Raw genomic sequence first — 19,839 nt, 5'->3', positions numbered from 1 at the left:
TGGGTGCCGGTCAGACGGGCGAGGTCGAGTTAGCGCGAGATAGATTTTTGTGACGGAGCTTCAGGCGGGGGCCGCCGGGATGCGGACTCCGACGACCTTCCCGGACGGGACGCGGAACGCCGTGAGCCGGCCGCCGGCCTCGCCCACCAGGCAGTTCACGATCAGCAGTCCGCGACCACCCTCCGCGTCCATGCCGACGTCCGCGGCCGCGGCCCCTCCCGCGTCCGGACCGACACGCGGAAGGAACGGGTCTCCGTCGGCGACGTCCAGGTACAGGCGGCCGCGCCGGAGGGCGACGGTCACGCACACCTGGGCGCCGCCGCCTCCCGTGTGCCGGACGGCGTTGGACAGCAGCTCCGTGGCGGCGAGCAGCAGGATCCCGGCCCGTTCGGGCTCGACGCCCCAGCCCAAGAGCGCGCGGCGCATGGACGCTCGCACCAGCGGGACCCCGGACGCCGTCGGCTCCACAGTCCAGCGGGCGAGGCGGCGGCCCTGGGGAGGGGCGGACGGGGCGGCGGCCGCGGGCGTCGTGGGGCGCGGGACGGACGGGGGGACGGTAGCCACGATTGACATGGGGCTGGACATGGGACTCCCGGGCGGGACGGGCGACGCAACGAGAGAGCGATGTCTCGTGTAACCTCAGCGCCCTCCCAATCGAACCATTCGGCGCCGGAGGCGTTTACTACGCCGCGCAGGATGTGTTACACGTGTAACAACGCTAGGGCGGACCCTTCAAGAGCACAAGGCATTTCGGATATTCATCCGAAAGCCCGGCGCTCCAGGGCGCCGGCCCGGCGTACCCGGCACCACCCGTAGGAACCCCGTACGGACCCGTACGCCCACAGAAGGAGCGGGAAATGACCCAAGCACCTCCCGGAGCCCCTGCCGGCCAGCAGACCTTCGACCTCGATCTCGCAGCCTGGCCGCCGCCCCCCTTCCGGGCCCCGGGCCCGCCCCGGGTCGGCCAGGACGGCACCCGCCACTTCGACGGCGTCACCTACGCGAGCACCCTCGGCTACCGGCCGTGCCTGCTCGACGTGCGGGTCCCCGCGGCCGCGGGCCCGGTTGCCGCGGTCGTGTGGATCCACGGCGGCGGCTGGCTGGAGGGCGACCGACGCTATCCGCCGCCGACCGTCCCGGCCGAGCTCCTGCACGGCACCGTCCTGGGGGCGGGGCTCGCGCTGGTGTGCATCGACTACCGGCACAGCCTGGAGGCACCGTTCCCGGCCCAGCTGCACGATGTGAAGGCCGCCATCCGCTACGTCCGCCGCCACGCCGCCGAGCTCGGCATCGACCCGCACCGGATCGGCGTCATGGGCGAGTCGGCGGGCGGACACCTGGCAGCGCTCGCCGGCCTCGTCCAGCCGGACGGCGGCGACGCGGCCGCCGCACTGGAGGGCGGTGTGGGCGTCCAGGGCGAGGACAGCAGCGTGCGGGCCGCCGTCTGCTGGTACCCGGCCACGGACCTCGGGGCGCTGCTCGGGCAGCCGCTGCCAATGCCGCCCGCCCCGGACGGCACCGTGTTCCCCGACCCGTTCGCCTCCTTGCTGGGCGGCACCCCGCAGCAGTGGCCGGAACTCGCCCGCACCGCCAGCCCGGTCACCTACGCGGGCGGCGCCACCCCGCCGCCGTTCCTCCTCCTCCACGGGACCGAGGACCGCCTGCTGCCGTACAGCCAGAGCGAAAGCCTCGCGGCGGCCCTCAAGGGAGCGGGCGGCGAGGTCACCCTGGTGCCGGTGGAAGGCGCCGACCACATCTTCCTCGGCAGCCCCGACGTAACACCGCTCGTCACCCAGAGCATCGACTTCCTCGCCCGCCACCTGGCGGCGTGAACCCGGCCGACGACCGCACAGCCGACGCACACCCCGCGTGGGGCACCGTCGTGGCGGCGCCCCACGCTCACCACACCCGCGACCCACAACCATGACCGGCCTCCCCTCCCCTCCCCCACTCCAGCCACCCCGGCACTGCCCACCATCGCCCTCCCCCGCCCCCAGGACCGCTGATGACCGGAGCCTTCTTCCTTCTTCCTCCTGATCCCCAGCACGCTGACCGACACGCTGCCCGCAGCCCCAGTCGGCCACCCTTCCAAGGCCTCGACGACGCCCGGTCGCGGTGCACGGGCGGCCCATACCGCGGCCCGTACCCGGTGGCCGCCTCGGCGCTCGACCGGCTCGGCAGGCCGACGGGGGCGGCGGCACCTGCGGGGTTTCTGGTGCTCCTGACGCCCACAGGCGCTGGCCGTCGTGCTCTGCCTGCTCACCACGCACCTGATCGGCAATCTCCTGGTCGTCCAGGCGCTGAAGCTACCGGTTGACCGGCCACACCCCGCCGATCCCCTGGTGCGGGCGGACCACACGGCCGGAGCCGGGACGGCACCTCGCCCCTGCGGTGGGGCTACAGACCGTGCCTGACCGAGGGGCGGTTACACGTGTATCGGTTCCTACCAGACAGGGCGGCCAGGCCTCATGGCCTGAACGCTCATGAGGAGCGGCGGTGAACCAGGACGGGCTGCACGCCCCGCACTTGCGGCGGTACCCCATGCTCCACGAGGTCATGGAGCGCGTCGGCCACCTCGGCGGGCGTGGGAAGGTCGAGCCGTACGGAGGTCAACGGGGGTTCCTGCAACGCGGACAGCACCAGGTCGTCACACCCGACAATGGCGACGTCCCCCGGAACGGAGACTCCGGCGGCGCGCAGGGCGTGCATCAGCAGCGCGGCGTACTCGTCGTTGTAGGCGAACACCCCGTCCAGACCCACCTCACGCCAGTTCCCCGCGAGTTCGGCGGCGGACTCGTGGGTGAAGGACAGCTCCAGCGCGCTGACGGTGGCCGTGCTGCGGGCGGCGACGCCTTCGGCTCCGGCCAGCCGCGGGCCGGCGAAGGTGGCCAGACCGCGTTCCCGCGGCATGATCACGCCGAGGCTGCGGCACCCCCGGGAGAGCAGGTGCATCGCGGCCATCGCGCCGATGCGCTCCTGATCGAGATCGATGGTGTGGGCGCCCGCCACCTCACGGGAGCCGAAAGCCAGTACTCCGCGGACGCCGGCGCGGCTCAGCACGTCCACCGCCTGGCCGGACAGGCTGTCGCCGTCCAGCGCCACGACCGCCGCTGGCCGGAGTTCGGCCCAGGCACGGGCGGCGCTCACCGGGTCGGGGAACCGTCCGGCGTGCAGCACGAGAACGTAGCCGTGGCGCTCCAGCTCGCTCTCCAGGTCGTCGACCCAGGTGGCGACCAGCCTTCCGGCCGCCGAGACGGACGCGGGCATGAGTACGAGGTTGCTGCGGCCGGCGCGCAGCGAGCGGGCCGCGGCATGTGGTACATAGCCGAGCTGCTGGGCGGCCTCGAGGACCCGGGCACGCGTGGTGTCGCTGACCCGGTGGGCCTGGGTGTTGTTGAGGACGAAGGACACGGTCGCTCTCGACACCCCGGCCAGACGCGCGACGTCCGCGCTCGTGACGACGGCCGGCGCGGTCGGCTCCTTGCCCATGACGGTCCTTGCCCCGCTCCCACACCTCGGCCCTCGGGGGCCGACTGACAGTTCTCTTCCCAGGTTACACGCGTTACCGAAGAGCAGGAGGACTCGGCCGAGGACCGAGGAGCCCTCTCGGGCCAGTGCAGCGCTCCACGAGGCTGTCCGCGGCCTCATAAGGGCCGGCACTTCCAGCATCGGTGAGATCGGGTTCCGTGTCCCAGCCCATGCATGTTGAAGACCGACTGAGCACGAGTTCGCCGGACCCCGGAGGGCGGCTAAAAGGTCGCTTCCTCTGGTTATGAAGTTGTCTCACGTGGCAGGTTTCGCGAGCTTCGTGAGGCAGGTCGGGGCGGGCCATGGCCAGGCCTCGGCTCTGCGGTCGTTGCGGACCACGCAAGGGATCTTGAGACCAGGAGCACCCCATGGCAGGCTCATGCCGCATGATCGACGAATTCGCGAAAGACACCCTGCACGGGAGACTGCGGCGGGACCGCACAGCGCTGCTCTGGAAACTCGACGGCCTGTCCGAATACGACGCCCGCCGGCCTTTGACAGCGACCGGAACCAACCTTCTCGGCCTGGTCAAGCACGTGGCCACCGTCGAGGCCAGGTACTTCGGCGAGGTCTTCGACCGCCCTTCCCCGGAACCGCTGCCCCGGTGGCAGGACTCCGACGGCAGCGATCTGTGGGGAACCGAGGACGAGACCCGCGAACAGATCATCGGGTTCTACCGGCGCACGTGGGAACACTCGGATGCGACGATCAACGAGCTTCCCCTCGACGCCCCCGGCCACGTGCCGTGGTGGCCGGAGCCTTATGGCGACACCAACCTGTTCGCCATCATGGTCCATGTCCTCGGCGAGTCCATCCGGCATGCCGGGCACGCCGATATCCTGCGCGAAGGCCTCGACGGCCGGACCGGGTTGCGCGCCGAACACGAGAAGGAAATCGACGAGGAAGCCCGTGCAGCCCACCGCGCCACGATCGAGCGGGCCGCCAGGTCGGCCGCACCAATCAAGGCTTGAAGCTCGTAACACGATCACAGTGCCGGCAGGGGCAGGGCGCGGCCCGGCTACCAGCACCAGCTGAAAGAACCGGCTTACATCGGGCACTGTCAGAGGCCTCAGGCACACTGCGCCTTATGAACTTGGTGACCGCGCACGACTACGCCTGGATACGCACCTCGCCGCTTTTCCGCCACATGATGGAGAGCGGATACACCTTGACACTGATACAGGAGCGGAGCCCGCAGGAGGTGCTGCGCGCGATGGGGGCGGAACCGTGCGGCACCGGGGAAGGAACCGGCGGGCTGATCGAGGCGGACGAGGCTCACCGTGCCGAGGCGGGTTACGACTACTGGGACGAGTCCTACGTCGCGGGCGCCTTCAAGGCCCCGGGCGAGAACGGAGACTGGACAGTTGTGCTCGGCTTCGACGGTGGCCTTGGGGTGCCGTGCGTGGAGACGCTGTCGGAGGGCGGCCGGGTCGTGGCGCACTCGAGCAATGGCGGCAAGCCCATCCACCTCTTCCACTGGTTCGAGGGCGGTGAGCTCCGTACGACATTCGAGGGTCCCTCGGTGCGCGACGGCAACAGCCCCGATGAACTGGTTCCCCTGTTGCGGGAAGTCGGCTTCCCTCTGACTCCCGAGGGAGAGCACGACGAGAGCGCCCCGGTCGTCGACGGGAAGGCGGCGGTCCTGGCTCTGGCCGAGAGACTCACTGGCATAGGCGTCACCGAATCCCTCCTCCAGGACGCCACGTATGAACTGGGACTTGTCCCCGAACAGCCTGCCGAGGAATGGACCCGCCTAGTCATCGACATTACTGATGCCCACGGAGAGCGTCTGTACAAGGAATGGACCTACGAGGAGGTCGTGGCGGCTTCCGACCGCGCACGGGCGGAGGCGAACGCCCCGATCGTGATCACTTGCAACGAGCCTCTGGCCATGGATTGTTCGGAGCGCAAGACAGGTGAGTAACAAACGGGCGCGTGGAAGGTGACCTTGGGACGCTCGCCGCCCTAGGGACCCGACTCTGGTGGTGCTGGACAGTAAGGGTGTCCAGGCGGCCGCAGGGGTCCCCTCCCCTCCTCCACGACCGGCAAGGTACCCGGCGAAGAAGGTGCCGGGCCGCAAGCGAGGACTGGCCGTGGGCGTGCTCGGGCTCGTCATCGCGGTGATCGTGCCGGCCGCGAACACCCACGACAACGCCGCGGGCATCGCCCGGCTGGACCAAGCCGCCGAGCGCATCGGCGGCACCGTGGAGAAGGCGCTGGTCGGCCAGGGCTTCAAGAAGCAGGACGCCGACCTCCTCCGCCTCCCGCGCCTACTGGGCGATGACTCACGTCATGGCCCGCCGCCTCACCGGCGCGAACACCCCCACCTGGCGCGATGAGCAGGCGGTGAGCACGTGAAGATCCAATCCTCCTTGACGTGCTCGGCGTCCAGGAGGACGCCCTTCGGGCGCTGGCCGACGACCTGCGCACCCAGATCGAAAGACTGCACTACCGGCTTTGCAGGATGCAGGATGCAGAGTCCCACCTCGAACACCTCGCGATCACGCGGAAGACCGTCACCGCCCTCGCCGACCGGCTCCCGGCCGCCCTGCCGCACCTGCCCGAGCACCCGAACTGCCTCCGCATCCTCGGTGTCTTCAACGACGCGACCGGACCACTTCGCGCCCGGGACGTCTGCGAAGCCCTCGGCCACGAACTGCCGTCGAAGAACGTCGAAGGCACCCGCGCCAAGCAGCAGTAGCCGCCGAGAACCGCGACGAGCAGCCCCACACCAGCCTCATCAGTGAGCCGATTCCTGCTGTGTCTGTTCCTGCGGACCGCACGACGCTAGTGTCCTGAGTCGGTAATTCGTCGGCAGTACGAGGCGAGGGATTCGAGGATCTGGTCGGCAGTCTTGGTCCAGATGAACGGCTTGGGGTCTTCGTTCCATGAGTCGATCCAGGTGCGGATGTCCTTCTCCAGCGCCTGGACCGACTTGTGGACTCCTCGCCGTATCCGCTTGTTCGTCAGCTCGGCGAACCACCGCTCGACCAGGTTCAGCCAGGACGAGCTGGTGGGCGTGAAGTGCATGTGGAACCTGGGATGGGCCAGCAGCCACTTCTTGACCGCCGCGGTCTTGTGGGTCGCGTAGTTGTCGCAGATCAAGTGGACCTGGAGTCCGGCAGGGATCTCCTTGTCGAGCTTGTTCAGGAACTTCCTGAACTCCTCGGCCCGGTGCCGGCGGTGGAGGGACCCGATCACCTTGCCGGTGGCCGCGTCGAAGGCCGCGAACAGCGTGGTGGTGCCAGCGCGGACGTAGTCGTGACTGGCCCGCTCGGGCACCCCGGGCATCATCGGCAGCACCGGCTGGGACCGGTCCAGCGCCTGGATCTGCGACTTCTCGTCCACACACAGCACCAGCGCCCGCTCCGGCGGATCGAGATACAGCCCCACCACGTCATGGACCTTGTCGACGAAGAACGGGTCCGTGGATAGCTTGAACGTCTCGGACCGGTGCGGCTGCAAGCCGAAAGCCCGCCACACCCGGGAAACGGTCGACTGCGACAGCCCGGTCTTCTTCGCCATCGACCGGGTCGACCAGTGCGTGGCGTTCTCCGGCTTCGACTCCAGCGTCCGGGCGATCAGATCGGCGACCTGCTCGTCCATCACCGTGCGGGGCCGGCCCGGACGCGGCTCGTCCGACAACCCGTCGAGACGGTCCGCCAGGAAACGCTTACGCCACTTCGAGACGGTGTCGCGGGACACCCCGACCCGCTCCATCACCGCACGCGTCGACACGGGAAAGCCGTCCTCCCCGACATCGTCACAGGCCAGGATCACACGGGCCCGCATCGCCATGTCCTGCGCGGACTTACGCCGCCGCACCCACCCCTCCAACACTGATCGCTCAGCATCAGTCAAATCCAGCGGCGCAAGCTTCGGTCCCGGGCGCGTCATGCCTCAACTATATGGAAATTTAAGACTCAGGACACTAGCGTCGAGTCTCATGATCGTATGGCTCAACGGCACCCACGGCGCGGGCAAGACGACGACCAGTGCGCTCGTGCAGCAGCTGATCCCGGATTCGCGGGTGTTCGACGCCGAGAAGGTCGGCGAGACGCTCATGGACATCACACCGGGGTTGCCCGCTACGGACAACTTCCAGCACTGGCCGCCATGGAGACCTCTTGTGGTCGAGACCGCCCGGCGCGTTCTCGACTACACCGGCGGCACTCTGGTGATTCCCATGACCGTCCTGGTCGAGCAGTACTGGCGCGAGATCAGCTCGGGCCTTGCTCAGCATGCCATTCCGCTCCGGCACTTCGTCCTCCACGCCGACCAGGACACTCTCCGCGGGCGTATCGCGGGCGACACTGTTGTTGGCCCCGACTCCCCGTTCCGTCTGCGATACCTCGGGCCCTACGCCGAGGCGGCCCGCACATGGCTGCATGAAGAGGCCGAGGTCGTCGACACCACACACCTCACGCCTGCCCAGGCCGCCCTGCAGATCGCGGAGGCCGTCAAGAATTGAAACGAACGGCATGCGGCGTCAAAGCCTCGCAGGTGCCAAGAAGTCTGCCGATGTGACAACCAGCGGGCTTCGACCCAACCGGGAAACGGTCAACACCTCACGAACCGCTCTCTCAGGAGACCTCCAGGACCGCCTTGCCGTGAAGTCGTCGCTGAAGAAGGGCGGCAATGGCGTCGGCGGCTCCGTCCCAGCTGCCGCGCCATGAGATCTGCGGGTCGAGTGCGCCTGCGGCGGCGCGGTGGGCGAGCCAAGTCAGGTCAGGGGCGAGGCCCGTGCAAGCCGGCAGGGAGGACGTGACGATCGAGCGGTGCGAGAACTCGGATGACGTCGCGGCCGCCTTGACCGCTTCCGCTCCCACACCCGCAGGCGCACTTTTCGCGCCGCCCTGGCTCGTGGCGAGGACGGCGAGCCTGCTGGAGTTCGGGGAAGGCGCCCCGTCATCACGACGATGAGGGGCCGCGTTCGAACCTCCACCTTGTAGCAGGGGGTTGGGCATCCTGACGAGCGGCGCGCAGCCCGTGCCGCCGCCCTGGTCGCCGAAGCCACCGGGCAAGCGGCGGCCACCGCCCGCGAGAACACGCCCGGCTGAGCTCAGCCCTGTCGGCGATCCTGCTGGTGCAAGGGTCGACTGACCGGCGTGCATCTGGTCATGTTCAGCTGGGACCAAGGGTGGTCCGGAAGGGGCCTTTGATCACGACCTGATGCGCTCCCCGGCGCGCGGCGGTTGGTCTCGGGCCGAACCGTCCGTCCCGGGTTTCGGCCGCGACGCGAACCGATCCCCCCGGGAGTGCCCTCAGGGACCGCCCGCGCCCGGGTCGTGGGCTCGTTTGCGCCGGTAGTGGGTCCGGCCCTTGGCCGAGCTCCCGCACGTGGCCATGGAGCACCAGCGGCGGCGGCCGCCCCGGGAGCTGTCGATGAACATCCAGCCGCATCGAAGGCCCGGGCAGACGCGGGTGCGATCCAGCGGCAGCGACCGAAGCATGTCGAACGCCTGCAGGGCGAGTTCGTGGTGGAGGTACTCAAGCCCCGATGCCCCGATGCCGGCCTGAAGCTGCGGCAGGTTCCCGCTGACAGTGAGACGCGCGCTGGCGACCGCGCGCTTCCAGTGGTCACCGACCTGGTCGACCGCTTCCGCGGGAACCGGGCCGTCTGGGTGGATCAGCGCCGTGATCAGGTCGTGCAGGGCTTCGCGCAGCTCGCGGATGCGGTCCAGGGCCTGCTCGGCGCTGCCGGGCTCGCTTTCGGCCAGCCGCAGCAGTTCCGTGAGGTCGGCGGCGGCGAAGTGACCGGTGAGGGCGGCCCATTCCAGCAGGCGCGGGTAGCCGTCGAGCCAGTCGAGCGGCTCCGCGTCACGTGCCGTCACCGTGTTCACCAGGTCGATGGCGACGTGCCCGCCGACCAGGTCGCGGCGCCTGAAGGTGTGGGGCCGGACGGCTTTCGTCACGCGTGGACCGCCTTTCATCGCTTGCCTCGGTTCGTCCAACCAGTGTACTGATGTTATCTGGTTGGAATACCTCCCGACTGATAGGAGACACCCATGGCTGGCGGTGTCCAGCTCATCTCGGCCCCCTGGAACCTCGGCCTGCGACCGCCCGAGCCGGGGCGCGAGCCCGGCACGTGGCGGGCCCCGCAGGCACTGCTGTCGGCAGGGCTGGCAGTACGTCTGCGGCCCGCCGAAGTGGTAGAACTCGACCGTCCGCCCTATGAGTTCGACGCGCAGCCGGCGACCCGCATCCGCAACGGGGTGACCATCCGCGAGCACGCGCTGCGGCTCGGCGAGGCAGTCCACGCCGCACTCGCCGCCTCCCGGTTCCCGGTCGTCCTGGGCGGCGACTGCAGCATCCTGCTGGGGTGCCTGTCGGGGGCCCGGCGCCACGGACGCTGCGGCCTGGTTCACCTCGACGGGCACAACGACTTCCGCCACCCCGGCAACTACGACGCCGGTTCGGCCCTCGGCTCGGCGGCCGGGATGGATCTGGCCCTGGCCACCGGCCGCGGCGAACTGCTGCTCACCCACTGGCCACAGGTGGGCCGACCGCTGGTCGCCGACGAGGACGTGGTCCAGATCGGCGACCGGGAGGACGAGGGGGCACCCCCGGTCACCCGGTTCAGCGCGCAGGAGATCCAGCGGATCGGCATCAGCGCTCTGAGCCGGCAGGTCATCCGCCACCTGGAACGGCGCGAGCTGGACCGCGTCTGGCTCCACCTCGACCTCGACGTACTCGACGAACGTGTCCTGCCCGCAGTGGACTCCCCGGGCCGTCCCGGCCTGGACTTCGCCCAGCTCACCGCCCTCGTCTCGGCCCTGGCCGGCACCGGCCGGGTGGTGGGGCTAGACGTTGCCGTCTACGATCCGGACCTCGACCCGGACCGTGCGTACGCCGCCCCCATCGTCGACTGCCTCGCCTCCGCCCTGGCCCCGCTTGCAACCGAGGAGACGACCGAGGAGACGACGGAGGAGACGCACGCATGAAGACGCTGCTCGCCGACGGCCCCGACGACCTGTACGCGACCGAGATGGAGCAGTTCGGTCGCCTGTCCGGACACTGGGCGACCCGGATCACCTACTACCCCGCCGACGGCTCACCGGTCCGCCACGTCAGCGGCGAATGGGAGTTCGGCTACGCCCTGGAGGGCAGAGCGGTCCTGGACGTCTGGCGATGGCCCGGGCGCGCGGAACTCCCCGCCGCAGGTCGCGCTCCGGACCAGGAATGCGGGCTGTGCGTGCGGATCTGGGATCCGCGCCTGCAACTGTGGCGGTTCACCTTCCACGGCACCGCCCGCGGCGACCTCGTGCACATGTACGCCCGCCGGATCGACGAAGAGATCGTCATGGAACGCGCGGCCGGCGGCGACCTCATCCGCTGGACCTTCGCCGACTTCACCGCCGACACATTCCACTGGCGCAACGAACGGTCGGCCGACGGCGGACACACCTGGCGGCTCGACCAACAGGTCGACGCCCGCCGCCTGCTAAGTCCCGCTCAGGGCGAACACGGGATCGTCAGTCAGGCCGGGGATGTCCGCGGGTGAGGAGTGCCCGCCGGAGGTGTCCGGCAGTTGTGCAGATCTCCACGGTGTCACGAGGTTGCGCGGGGCGGCCGTCATCCTGGCGGGACTGCGGCATCATGATCGGATGACCCTTCCGATACCTGATGTTGTTCCCGCGGGCCGGATGAGCGGGACAGGCCAGCCCGTGATCGGCCTGGCCGGAGGCCTCGAGCTGCGGCCATGGGCTGCCGATGACGCCGTGGTCCTCGCGGGCTCGTGCCAGGATCCGGACGTGCAGCACTGGAACCGGCCGGGCCACCTATCGGTGGATGACGCCCGGGACAGGATCGCGCGATGGGGGAAGCGATGGCAGACCGAGGAGGCAGCGATCTGGGCGATCGCCGAGCCTCAAGGCGGCAGCCCCGTGGGCCTCGTCGGTCTCGGCGACCTCGACCTTGCCGGAGGCAGTGCCGAGTTCCTCTACTGGCTGCTTCCCGCCGGCCGGGGTCACGGGGCCATGGCCGACGCCGTTGTCCGTGTCAGCCGCTGGGCCTTGGACGACCTCGGTCTGCACCGCCTGCGGATCACCCACTCCGTAGCCAACACCGCCTCCTGCCGCGTGGCGACGAAAGCGGGATTCACCCTCGAAGGCAAGATGCGAAGCGCCCTGCTGCACTCGGACGGCTGGCATGACGAACATCTGCATGCGCGTGTCCAGGGTGACGCCTGGCCGCAGTGAGGAAGCCGGTCATTCAGCGGCGTGCCTCCGCGATCCCCCCGACGTGAGCGGCCGCCGGCCGTCGACGTGGCCGCTCCCTGGCCTCTGCCCTCTGCCCTTCGCTTCGAGAGACCTCGGAGGCCATTGCGCCGCCCGGAAGGAGGTCGCTCAGGATGGACGCGCCGCCTGGCGCCGGGCGCAAGAGGCCTAAGGTGGCGAGGCGGTCCCGATACAGCACCGAGACCGTCTGACCAAGCGCCGACGACCATGGAAAACTCAGTCCGACGCCGCGTTCGCCCCTGCTAGTCCCGTACTTCGCGGGTCACCGTTCCAGGTCTGTGGCCAGTGGCTTTACGGCTCCGGTCGCCGGGTCGGCCGGAGCCGTCGAAGGTGCCTGTGCCGTGATCATCATCAGCTTCTCTGGTTCGGACACGGCTGAGAAGCCGGCATGTGCGTAGACCTCATGGGCGTCCAACGTGGAGAGCATCAGCCGCTTCAGTCGGTAGGGCTCCAGTGCCGCGACGACCGACTCGGCCAGCCAGGTGCCGATGCCCTGGCCACGTGCCTCGCGGGCGACGTAGACGTCGCAGAGCCAGCCGAAGGTGGCGTAGTCCGTGACGACTCGGGCGAAGGCGAGTTGCTCGGCGGTGTCCGGGACGTAGACACCGAAGACGAGCGAGTGCTCGATCGAGCGCGCCACGGTCTCGCGGCTCCGGCCCAGGGCCCAGAAGGCGTCGGTGGAAAGCCAGTGGTGCACGCGGTCGAGGTCGATGCGCGCGGGGTCGGTGTCGAGGGTTAGGCCGTCGGCCCTGGTCGTGATCACGGCCCCCGATCCTACGGTGCTGGCCCCGAGGGCAGTGCCTGCACTGCAGGGGTCGCCGTTTCAAGTCTGTGGCCAGCGGGTTCGGGCGACTTCGATGCCGAGGAGGTCGAGGAGGTGGAGTTGGACGCCGCGGGTGATCTGGACGGTGGGCGCGTCGGTGACGTTGCCGATCCGCAAGGTGAGTTCGCCGAGGTGGTAGAGGATCATCCGGCCGGTGGGCCGCACCCGGCGGTTGTCCGGGTAGAGGCCGACCATCGTCTGCTCGGGCCCCAGGGCTTGTCTGACCTGGCGTTCGATCAGGCAGAACACCACCAGGGCCAGGCAGATCACCTGGATCAGCGCGGCGACGCGGTGGTTGTGCTGCACGAACAGCGGTGTGACCGCCAGGGGTCCCCTGAATTCCGCGCACCGGCGCTCGACCGAGCCCTGCCCTTTGTACTGGACCAGGACCTGGCCCGGGTCGGCCTGCTCGGGTGTCAGCGCGGTCAGCAGCGCGTACCAGCCGTCGGCCGCGGCCTCGTCGTCCAGGACCTGTTGGTCGAAGTGCCAGGCCAGGATGGGTCGCCCGGTATCGTCCCGGCCAATGTCGGTGCGTAGGCAGGAGGCGACCCGGCGGGTTCTGGTGATCACCCCGATCCGTTCGGCGATCTTCTTCTCGGTGTTGCAGCACTTCCCGCCGGCTCCGTTCCTGACCTTGTCCAGGTCCTCGGTCGCACGGGCGAGGTGTTTGACACGGGCCGCTTGCTGGCCTGCGGCGTTGCCGGTGGAGTGGACCAGGATCCGGCGCGCTTCCATTACTGCTGGCCGGCCTCGATACCCAGGACTTCCTCCACCGCCCAGGTCCGGCCCCAGTCGGCGACCCGAATCAACGGCGCGGGCGAGGTCAGCCGTTCGCCACCAGCGCCTCGATCACCTGGCCGTGCGTCAGGTGCGCGCTCCCACCACCCGGGCACAGCCCGTCGACGATCCCGGCCACATCAAGGCGGCGCAGAAACTCGGCAGCGACGGGCAGAGCGCCCAGACGCTTCTCCACCACAGACGTCACCACGCACTCAAGGCGCTGACGCTGGGACCGAGGCCGCGGGGACCGGGAAGTCATCGAGACACCCAGATAACGCCCGCAGCCCCACGCCGGACACCGTCGAGCCCTCAACTCCATCCGATTCAACGACCCGCGAAGTACAGGGCTGGTCCGTCCGGCTGATGCGACCACCGACGACTCCACGGTGAGCCTGGCGCCTCCTGCCCGTCGGCCACGAGAACAACCACTACCGCACGCCCGCCTCTTGATCACCAGGTGCCAGGTGTGGTCTTCTCCTGGCAAGGGGGAAAGATGTCGACCTTGTGGACCCGGCTCACCGGCTGGCTGACGCTGCTGGCAGGCTTGTACGTGGCTGTGCACAGCCTGCTCATCGCGATCCTGCCGTCCGGCCTCGGCGCGACCACCGCCGAACGGCTGCTCCCGACCGGCATCGCGATCCTGTGCGGGACGGCCTGGCTGACCGCCTCCGTCGCCGCCCGGCCGAGGACGGCGAGCTGGCTCTGGGAGCCGCGCCCCTCGCGCATCCTCCCGATCGTGCTCGGCATCACGGTGGTGCTCACCTCCGCCGCAGCGTTGGTGCAGGCCAGTGGCCCGGACGGTGCGGACGGCCGCCAGCTGCGGAGCATCCACCAGGCCGGCGCCGTCGAACGCGACGTGAAGATCCTCGCACTTCGTTCGGAGCCCCGCAGGCTCGCCAGGGTCAACAGATCGAACATCTACCGCACAGCGGTCGACCTCTCGGTGCCCTTCGTGGACGGTCCGCGCACGGTCACTGTGGACGTCGAGACCCCGGGCCCGGCGCTCATCGGCGAGGAGATATCGGTTCAGTACGCGCCCACCGCCCCCGGCCTGGGCGTCCGGCCGTACGAACACACCTCGCTCAGTGGTTTCGTGCTGCCGTGGATCCTGGGTCTCGCCGTCGCCGGTCTGGTCTTCTGCCCGGCAATACTCGCCGGCCAACGCCGCCGGGTGCACCAATGGCGGCGCTTCCGTCCCGCTGTGCACCTGCCCGCCATCGGGCTCCTGCTGGTCGGCACCGGGCTTTCCGCATACGTCGCGCTGGCGCTGCCTCCCCCACTGGTGGGGTGGCTGCTGGCGCTGACCGCCGCAGCCACCCCTTGGATCGCCCTCATGGTGCTCGTGGTGGCGGACCAGACGCCGGTGGAGTATCAGGATTCCGTAGGTCCGCTCGACCTCCACCGCTTCGGCTGAGACGCATGCCTTCTCCTGCGGCTTGCGTTCGGCGATCTCGAGGTGGATGCCCAGGCCGGCTCCATGCGCAAGGACCTGGTTCTTGAAGCCCTGGTGGACCAGAGCCTTCTCGGCTGTGCCGCCGGTGCGCTCGGCGGCTTGGTCCAGCAGGGCGACGCCCGCGGCGCTGTCGTGGGTGTTCGCGGCCGGCACGATCACCGCGATGACAAGCCGAGCACGTCCACGGCCAGTCCTCGCTTGCGGCCCGGCCCTTCTTCGCCGGGTCCCGGCCGGTCGTGGAGGAGGGGACCCCGGCGGCTGCCTGGACACTCTTGGTGTCCAGCACCATCAGGGTCGGGTCCTCTGATCGGCGGCACGTTCACGGACCTGGCAGCGCAGGAGTTCGTGGAGGGTGCTGGGCGCGACCGCGGCTACGACCACGACAAATCTCCCGGCGACGCGACGCCTGGACTCCCGACGGGAGTTTCACGACAGGCACGGCCTACCTTGACAGCGCGCTGGCCTACCTCAGATTGGCTTGCGCCACACGGAGATGTGCTTCGCGGAGTCCTGGGTGAACGGAGTCTCGTCCCAGTCGGCGACACGGCGTTCCAGCTCGAGTCCAGCGATCCGTGCCATCAGGTCGAGCTCTGCCGGCCAGGCGTACCGGTGCCGGGAGTTGTCGCGGCGGTAGTGGCTGTCGTCGCCGTCGCGGGTGAAGTGGTGCGAGACAAGAATCTGCTCGACCAGGTCGAAGGTGTCGAAGCCGAGATGCTGCTCGGAGACATCGAACGGCACCGCGACCTGGCCGGGCGGCAGGAACCGCAGCGGTGGCACGCCCAGCTCGATGACGAATCGGCCGCCCGGCGCCAGATGCCGTGCGGCGTTGCGGAAGCACTCGACCTGCTCGTCCTGAGTGAGCAGATTCGTGATGGTGTTGTAGACGAGGTAGACCAGGGTGAACTCTCCGGGCACGACGGTGGTGGCCATGTCCCCGATGACTACCGGGAGCGTGTTCTCGTCGATCTTGCGTCGCAGCACCGCTGCCATGTGCTCGGAGAGTTCGATGCCCACGACCGGCACGCCGCGTTCCCGGAGCGGGACTCCCACTCGTCCGGTTCCGATGGCGAACTCCAGTGCCCGTCCGTCTCCGGCGAGTTCGGCGAGGAAGGCGAGAGTCGGTTCGAGAACGGCAGCCGAGGACGCCTCGGCCTCCTCGGCGTCGTAGCGGTCGGCGGTCGCACGGGTCCACAGTTCGCTGCTCGTCACGGTCGGCCAATGTGCCGGGTGCCGAGGGGTGCTGTCTACGCATTTACGCTCTCCACGGCGCACCAGCATGCGCCGCCCACAACTCGTCGCCGCCTTCCCACGGCGTCGGCCGATCCATCCAGCACCCCGGGTCATCAGTCCCGGAGGGGTTGACCCTGGGGCCGGAGGTTGCGTTCGCGGTCCGGGCGTCCACGGCGGTGCGGATGGAGCTCGACCACGGCGAGACAGACCGGATCTGAGCCGCTGAGCAGTGGAGGCTGCCGGGGCATCCTGTTTGCCCGGCCTTGTTGTCGGTCTCGACGTACAGTGCGGCCAGAGTCCGTTCGGATCCTTGGTCACAAGGGGTCCGGCCTGGATTGCCCTCCGTTCGTGCAGTGCAGGGGCGAACGGCAGGGCTATGCGCCGTGTGTGGGCGGCGTTTGGGCGGGCCGGGTGTGTCGGAGAGGTTGGTGCCCTGGTGGAGGTAGCCGTCGAGAGGTTCGACGCGTCTCGTGGTGCGCGTTTGGCGGCCTACGGTGCCGTCTCCACATCGCTGGCTCTGTGCAGTGATCGCGAGCTGCGCGACCTGGTGGATACGGCTGCTCCGCTGGGTTGTGGCATCGGCGGGACCTCAGCGTTGCTGGAGGTCGGCGGGACCCCGGTCTTCGTCAAGCGGCTGCCGCTGACCGATCTGGAGAGGCAGCCGGAGAACGTCCGGTCCACGGCGAATCTCTTCAGGCTGCCTGCCTTCTGCCATCTCGGCCTCGGGGTCCCCGGAAGCCCGGGGTGGGGTGCCTGGCGGGAGTTGGCCGTGCACTGCATGACGACGAACTGGGTGCTCGCACAGGACCACGAGGGCTTTCCGTTGATGTACCACTGGCGGGTTCTGCCGCATCCCGGGCAGGCGTTGCCCGAGGAACTGGCCGACGTGGAGGAGGCCGTCGCCTACTGGGGAGGCGGTCCGCAGGTGCGCAACCGGATCGAGGCGTTGCGGGATTCTTCGGCGTGCGTCGCACTGTTCCTGGAGTACATACCGCAGAACCTGCACGACTGGCTGGACGTTCAGGTCAAAGCCGACGATGAGACGGCCGAGCAGGCATGCACCATGGTGGCGAACGGGCTGGAGAGGGGAACCTCTTTCATGAACGCCCGCGGGCTCCTGCATTTCGACGGCCACTTCCAGAACGTCCTCACCGACGGCAAGCGCCTGTTCTTCACGGACTACGGCCTCGCCATCTCCTCCCGGTTCGGCCTGTCGAGGGAGGAGTCCGACTTCTTCGCCGAACACCGGACGTATGACCGCTGCTACACCGTCACCCACCTTGTGCAGTGGCTCGTCACCGCCCTGTACGGGTACGGGGGGGACGAGCGCAGCGCGTTCGTGCGCGCCTGTGCCCGAGGGGAAGCTCCGACGGGAATCCCGTCGCAGGTGGCGGCGATCCTCTCCCGCCACGCCCCCATCGCCGCAGTGATGACGGACTACTACCGCGAGTTCCGTTTCGAGAGCAGGCAGACCCCGTATCCCCTGGAGGCGATCCGCCGCATCGGCGGGCCGGACAGCCTGTTCATCACCTGATGGACCTGCACGTCGGCACCTTCGAGGGCGTCCCGCTGGGCCGGGACGGGTACGTGCTCTCCAGCGCCGAGACGACTCCCCGGAGGGGGCGAGGGGCCGGCCCCGAGCTGTCAGGAGCTCGGGGCCGGCGGGCCGTGCCCTCGCGCTCGGCCTCTCGTAGGTTACACGTGTAATGGACTGGGAGGGTAGGTCTGGCCGCGTGCCGGATTTCGGTAGCGGTCGCTACCCGGCGGCCGCGGCGTTCCGCCGGGTGTGCAGGCGGCGCGCGTGGCCGGCCAGGTCGTCCACCGGGAGGGTGACGGAGTCGAAGCGCATGGTGGTGCGCGCGTCCGTCCGATACCGGTGCCATGTCGGCAGGTCGGCGTGGTTCGGGTCGCCTGTGCGGGCGAAGGCGATCCAGGCCCGGTGCATGGAGCGCGTCAGTCCCTTCCCCAGGGCCGGATCGATCCCGGCGACCAGCGGGGTGTGCGACCAGCTGTCGAAGTTGTCGAAGACGAAGGGGAGTTCGAGGCAGTGCGCGGCGGCGAGCCTGCCGTCGTAGGCCGGCGCCGGGAGGTCGAACTGGTAGGCCCAGACGGGCCGCCCCGCGGCAGCCCGGGCCTCGGCCAGTTGCAGGGAGGGGACGCGGAACAGTTCGTCCGTGATCAGGTCCATGAGGACGTGGGCCGGGCGGGCGCCGGGCCGGGTGCGCGCGTACTCGGCGTACACGTCGGCCGCCTCCTCCTGCCCGAAGCCCTGTGCGATCCGGTCCAGTGCCTGGCCCCGCGTGATGGCGGCGTAGCCCGGGTCGAGGGCGAAGGCGAAGTTGGCCTCCTCGCGGGTCCAGCCGATGAGCACGTCGATGTCCGCGGCCGCCTCCTCGAGGAGGGTCTGCGCGGGGTGCCGCCGGAGCGTCACTCCGTCTCGCACGGGGAGGAAGGGGGTGGACCAGTGGCCCCAGCGGGCGGTGTGCGCGAAGAGCGCCCCGGTGGCTTCGGCCAGCCGTTCCCAGGGGAGGCCGCGCAGTTCCTTCAGGCTTTTGGCCCCTGCGTACCGCCGGTACGCGTCGACGCGTTCGCGGTATTCGTCGCGGGTGGGGATGTTCAGCCCGAACGGGGGGCTCTGCAGGATGACCCGCCGGAACATCCGTCGCGCTTCGGGGTGGCCGGCGAGGGCGGCAGTCGAGACGGCTCCGCCCGACTGGCCGGCGACCGTGACGTTGCCGGGGTCCCCGCCGAAGCGGGCGATGTTCTCGTGGACCCAGCGGAGGGCGGCCAGCTGGTCGGTGAACCAGAGATTGGCCGGCTCCGCTTGGGCCGCTTTCTCGTTTCGGTCCTCTTCGAAGGAGAGGTAACCGAGGGGGCCGAGACGGTAGTTGAGGGTGACGACCACCAAGTCGCCATTTCGGGCGAAGGTTTCTCCGGAGTAGATGGGCAACGCCCCGGATCCGGAGACGAATCCGCCGCCGTGGATCCAGACGAGCACGGGCCGCCGGGCGTCGTCCGGTGCCGGTGTCCACACGTTCAGCGTGAGGCAGTCCTCGTCGAACGGCGGGGTGCCGTGACCGCCCAGGACCGGGTCCCCGCCCTCGAGGAACGGCTGGGGCGAAGCCGGTCCGAAGGCCGTCGCGTCCCGCGCGGCACTCCAGCCGGGGTGCGGGCGCGCGGCACGCCAGCGCAGGTCTCCCACCGGCGGTTCCGCGTAGGGCACCCCCTTGAACACCCAGATCCCGCCCTCGTCGCTCCCGCGCAGCCGTCCGGCCGGCAGTTGTACGACGGGTGGGGCCTGACCCGGTACGTCCGTCATGTGCGTCCTCCTCGGTGGGGTGTGCCGGGTGTCGGCGCCCCGCACGGGATGTTCAGGGTATGTAGCAAATTCTACGATCGTCAATTATTCGATACATGCACCGCCGCGGCCCCGCAGTCCTCGACATGGTGGACCGCGGGGACGTTGAGGCCGCATACCCCCGAGGACACGAGTAACCCGGATGGCCAGCGTCTATGGATGGCGAGGGCTCGGCAGGACCATGGGCACGACTACGCCCAAGGGGCCGCCCAGGACGTCCGGGGCGCGGGTGGACCCGCTCACCACTTCCTGCGGTGAAGCGTGTATCAGGCGCTCATGCAGTGGTCGCCGAGCCCCTGGAAGGCCGGTCTCCTCGGCGCGGGTGGCGAACCCGGCAGGCAGGGCGGCCGCCACGACGGCGACGCCGGCTGCGGCAGCCGGGAGCGGGTGGCGTCGCGGGTGTGCACAGGGGGACGGGGGCACGGCT

Annotated in this window: 19 protein-coding genes and 2 pseudogenes; 10 read left to right on the top strand and 11 right to left on the bottom strand. The window is 69.6% G+C overall.

What is annotated here, in order from left to right:
* Positions 1-60: 60 nt before the first annotated feature.
* Positions 61-564 (bottom strand): ATP-binding protein, encoded by a 504-nt coding sequence (locus BX286_RS33455; protein ID WP_187344250.1) that lies wholly within the window; start codon positions 562-564, stop codon positions 61-63.
* Positions 565-857: 293 nt separating this feature from the next.
* On the opposite strand from BX286_RS33455, the gene BX286_RS33450 reads away from it, so the two are divergent.
* Positions 858-1,832: an alpha/beta hydrolase gene (locus BX286_RS33450; RefSeq protein ID WP_121017368.1), complete on the top strand. Its 975-nt coding sequence runs from the start codon at positions 858-860 to the stop codon at positions 1,830-1,832.
* A gap of 649 nt (positions 1,833-2,481) precedes the next feature.
* On the opposite strand, the gene BX286_RS33445 is transcribed toward BX286_RS33450, so the two are convergent.
* The gene (locus tag BX286_RS33445; protein WP_079423451.1) at positions 2,482-3,489 is read right to left on the bottom strand and encodes a LacI family DNA-binding transcriptional regulator; all 1,008 of its coding nucleotides are present in this window, start codon (positions 3,487-3,489) and stop codon (positions 2,482-2,484) included.
* A 425-nt stretch (positions 3,490-3,914) separates the two neighbouring features.
* Between BX286_RS33445 and BX286_RS33440 the strand changes: the two genes are divergently transcribed.
* From BX286_RS33440 to BX286_RS33425, 4 genes and pseudogenes are all read left to right on the top strand, one after another.
* On the top strand, positions 3,915-4,499 hold the full coding sequence (locus BX286_RS33440) for a DinB family protein (protein WP_121017366.1): 585 nt from the start codon (positions 3,915-3,917) through the stop codon (positions 4,497-4,499).
* 116 nt (positions 4,500-4,615) lie between these two features.
* The gene (locus BX286_RS33435) at positions 4,616-5,452 is read left to right on the top strand and encodes a DUF6461 domain-containing protein (protein WP_121017365.1); all 837 of its coding nucleotides are present in this window, start codon (positions 4,616-4,618) and stop codon (positions 5,450-5,452) included.
* Between the two features lie 31 nt (positions 5,453-5,483).
* Positions 5,484-5,886: pseudogene (locus tag BX286_RS33430) on the top strand (transposase); the annotation flags it as partial.
* Positions 5,887-5,905: 19 nt separating this feature from the next.
* The gene (locus BX286_RS33425) at positions 5,906-6,229 is read left to right on the top strand and encodes a hypothetical protein (RefSeq protein WP_261993592.1); all 324 of its coding nucleotides are present in this window, start codon (positions 5,906-5,908) and stop codon (positions 6,227-6,229) included.
* A gap of 86 nt (positions 6,230-6,315) precedes the next feature.
* Here the strand turns inward: BX286_RS33425 and BX286_RS33420 are convergent, their stop codons facing one another.
* Positions 6,316-7,425, bottom strand: coding sequence for an IS630 family transposase (locus BX286_RS33420; protein WP_100861852.1), 1,110 nt, complete (start codon positions 7,423-7,425; stop codon positions 6,316-6,318).
* A 49-nt stretch (positions 7,426-7,474) separates the two neighbouring features.
* Between BX286_RS33420 and BX286_RS33415 the strand changes: the two genes are divergently transcribed.
* Positions 7,475-7,999, top strand: a complete 525-nt coding sequence (locus tag BX286_RS33415) for an ATP-binding protein (protein WP_121017362.1) — start codon at positions 7,475-7,477, stop codon at positions 7,997-7,999.
* A 112-nt stretch (positions 8,000-8,111) separates the two neighbouring features.
* Here the strand turns inward: BX286_RS33415 and BX286_RS37100 are convergent, their stop codons facing one another.
* Together BX286_RS37100 and BX286_RS33405 are read right to left on the bottom strand one after the other, a co-directional pair.
* On the bottom strand, positions 8,112-8,357 hold the full coding sequence (locus BX286_RS37100; protein WP_221265290.1) for a hypothetical protein: 246 nt from the start codon (positions 8,355-8,357) through the stop codon (positions 8,112-8,114).
* Positions 8,358-8,792: 435 nt separating this feature from the next.
* Positions 8,793-9,443 carry a CGNR zinc finger domain-containing protein gene (locus BX286_RS33405; RefSeq protein ID WP_121017361.1) on the bottom strand — a complete coding sequence of 217 codons (651 nt, stop codon included), beginning with the start codon at positions 9,441-9,443 and terminating at the stop codon, positions 8,793-8,795.
* A gap of 93 nt (positions 9,444-9,536) precedes the next feature.
* Here BX286_RS33405 and BX286_RS33400 point away from each other — a divergent pair, with 93 nt between their 5' ends.
* The 3 genes from BX286_RS33400 to BX286_RS33390 all read left to right on the top strand — a co-directional run bounded on the left by BX286_RS33400 (position 9,537) and on the right by BX286_RS33390 (position 11,729).
* Positions 9,537-10,472 carry an arginase family protein gene (locus BX286_RS33400; RefSeq protein WP_121017359.1) on the top strand — a complete coding sequence of 312 codons (936 nt, stop codon included), beginning with the start codon at positions 9,537-9,539 and terminating at the stop codon, positions 10,470-10,472.
* Complete coding sequence (locus BX286_RS33395; protein WP_121017358.1) at positions 10,469-11,032, top strand: hypothetical protein; 564 nt, start codon at positions 10,469-10,471, stop codon at positions 11,030-11,032. Before BX286_RS33400 ends, BX286_RS33395 begins: the two co-directional genes overlap by 4 nt.
* Positions 11,033-11,135: 103 nt before the next feature.
* A complete protein-coding gene (locus tag BX286_RS33390; RefSeq protein WP_079431496.1) occupies positions 11,136-11,729 on the top strand; it encodes a GNAT family N-acetyltransferase in 594 nt (197 codons plus the stop codon).
* A 301-nt stretch (positions 11,730-12,030) separates the two neighbouring features.
* Here BX286_RS33390 and BX286_RS33385 read toward each other — a convergent pair whose 3' ends face one another.
* The 5 genes and pseudogenes from BX286_RS33385 to BX286_RS33365 form a co-directional block, all read right to left on the bottom strand.
* Positions 12,031-12,531, bottom strand: a complete 501-nt coding sequence (locus BX286_RS33385; RefSeq protein ID WP_121017356.1) for a GNAT family N-acetyltransferase — start codon at positions 12,529-12,531, stop codon at positions 12,031-12,033.
* A 60-nt stretch (positions 12,532-12,591) separates the two neighbouring features.
* The gene (locus BX286_RS37690) at positions 12,592-13,326 is read right to left on the bottom strand and encodes a hypothetical protein (RefSeq protein ID WP_261993591.1); all 735 of its coding nucleotides are present in this window, start codon (positions 13,324-13,326) and stop codon (positions 12,592-12,594) included.
* 88 nt (positions 13,327-13,414) lie between these two features.
* Positions 13,415-13,564 carry a DUF4277 domain-containing protein gene (locus tag BX286_RS36845; protein ID WP_187344249.1) on the bottom strand — a complete coding sequence of 50 codons (150 nt, stop codon included), beginning with the start codon at positions 13,562-13,564 and terminating at the stop codon, positions 13,415-13,417.
* A 1,143-nt stretch (positions 13,565-14,707) separates the two neighbouring features.
* Positions 14,708-15,175: pseudogene (locus BX286_RS38155) on the bottom strand (transposase); the annotation flags it as partial.
* A 117-nt stretch (positions 15,176-15,292) separates the two neighbouring features.
* Complete coding sequence (locus BX286_RS33365; RefSeq protein WP_079423471.1) at positions 15,293-16,033, bottom strand: class I SAM-dependent methyltransferase; 741 nt, start codon at positions 16,031-16,033, stop codon at positions 15,293-15,295.
* A 457-nt stretch (positions 16,034-16,490) separates the two neighbouring features.
* On the opposite strand from BX286_RS33365, the gene BX286_RS33360 reads away from it, so the two are divergent.
* Positions 16,491-17,588 carry a protein kinase family protein gene (locus BX286_RS33360; protein WP_121017355.1) on the top strand — a complete coding sequence of 366 codons (1,098 nt, stop codon included), beginning with the start codon at positions 16,491-16,493 and terminating at the stop codon, positions 17,586-17,588.
* Positions 17,589-17,810: 222 nt separating this feature from the next.
* Here the strand turns inward: BX286_RS33360 and BX286_RS33355 are convergent, their stop codons facing one another.
* On the bottom strand, positions 17,811-19,373 hold the full coding sequence (locus BX286_RS33355) for a carboxylesterase/lipase family protein (protein ID WP_121017353.1): 1,563 nt from the start codon (positions 19,371-19,373) through the stop codon (positions 17,811-17,813).
* Positions 19,374-19,839 lie beyond the last annotated feature (466 nt).

The organism is Streptomyces sp. 3211.6, assembly GCF_003634815.1.
Classification (GTDB): domain Bacteria; phylum Actinomycetota; class Actinomycetes; order Streptomycetales; family Streptomycetaceae; genus Streptomyces; species Streptomyces katrae_A.
The sequence above is the reverse complement of the archived record's forward strand: the minus strand, read 5'-3'. Positions and strand labels throughout refer to the sequence as shown.

What these genes read in the sequence shown, in the direction of transcription:
- BX286_RS33420 (WP_100861852.1), bottom strand. Translation starts at nt 7,425, where the DNA reads ATGACGCGCCCGGGACCGAAGCTTGCGCCGCTGGATTTGACTGATGCT.
- BX286_RS37690 (WP_261993591.1), bottom strand. Translation starts at nt 13,326, where the DNA reads ATGGAAGCGCGCCGGATCCTGGTCCACTCCACCGGCAACGCCGCAGGC.
- BX286_RS33390 (WP_079431496.1), top strand. Translation starts at nt 11,136, where the DNA reads ATGACCCTTCCGATACCTGATGTTGTTCCCGCGGGCCGGATGAGCGGG.
- BX286_RS33400 (WP_121017359.1), top strand. Translation starts at nt 9,537, where the DNA reads ATGGCTGGCGGTGTCCAGCTCATCTCGGCCCCCTGGAACCTCGGCCTG.
- BX286_RS33450 (WP_121017368.1), top strand. Translation starts at nt 858, where the DNA reads ATGACCCAAGCACCTCCCGGAGCCCCTGCCGGCCAGCAGACCTTCGAC.
- BX286_RS33355 (WP_121017353.1), bottom strand. Translation starts at nt 19,373, where the DNA reads ATGACGGACGTACCGGGTCAGGCCCCACCCGTCGTACAACTGCCGGCC.
- BX286_RS33415 (WP_121017362.1), top strand. Translation starts at nt 7,475, where the DNA reads ATGATCGTATGGCTCAACGGCACCCACGGCGCGGGCAAGACGACGACC.
- BX286_RS33435 (WP_121017365.1), top strand. Translation starts at nt 4,616, where the DNA reads ATGAACTTGGTGACCGCGCACGACTACGCCTGGATACGCACCTCGCCG.
- BX286_RS33445 (WP_079423451.1), bottom strand. Translation starts at nt 3,489, where the DNA reads ATGGGCAAGGAGCCGACCGCGCCGGCCGTCGTCACGAGCGCGGACGTC.
- BX286_RS33395 (WP_121017358.1), top strand. Translation starts at nt 10,469, where the DNA reads ATGAAGACGCTGCTCGCCGACGGCCCCGACGACCTGTACGCGACCGAG.
- BX286_RS33440 (WP_121017366.1), top strand. Translation starts at nt 3,915, where the DNA reads ATGATCGACGAATTCGCGAAAGACACCCTGCACGGGAGACTGCGGCGG.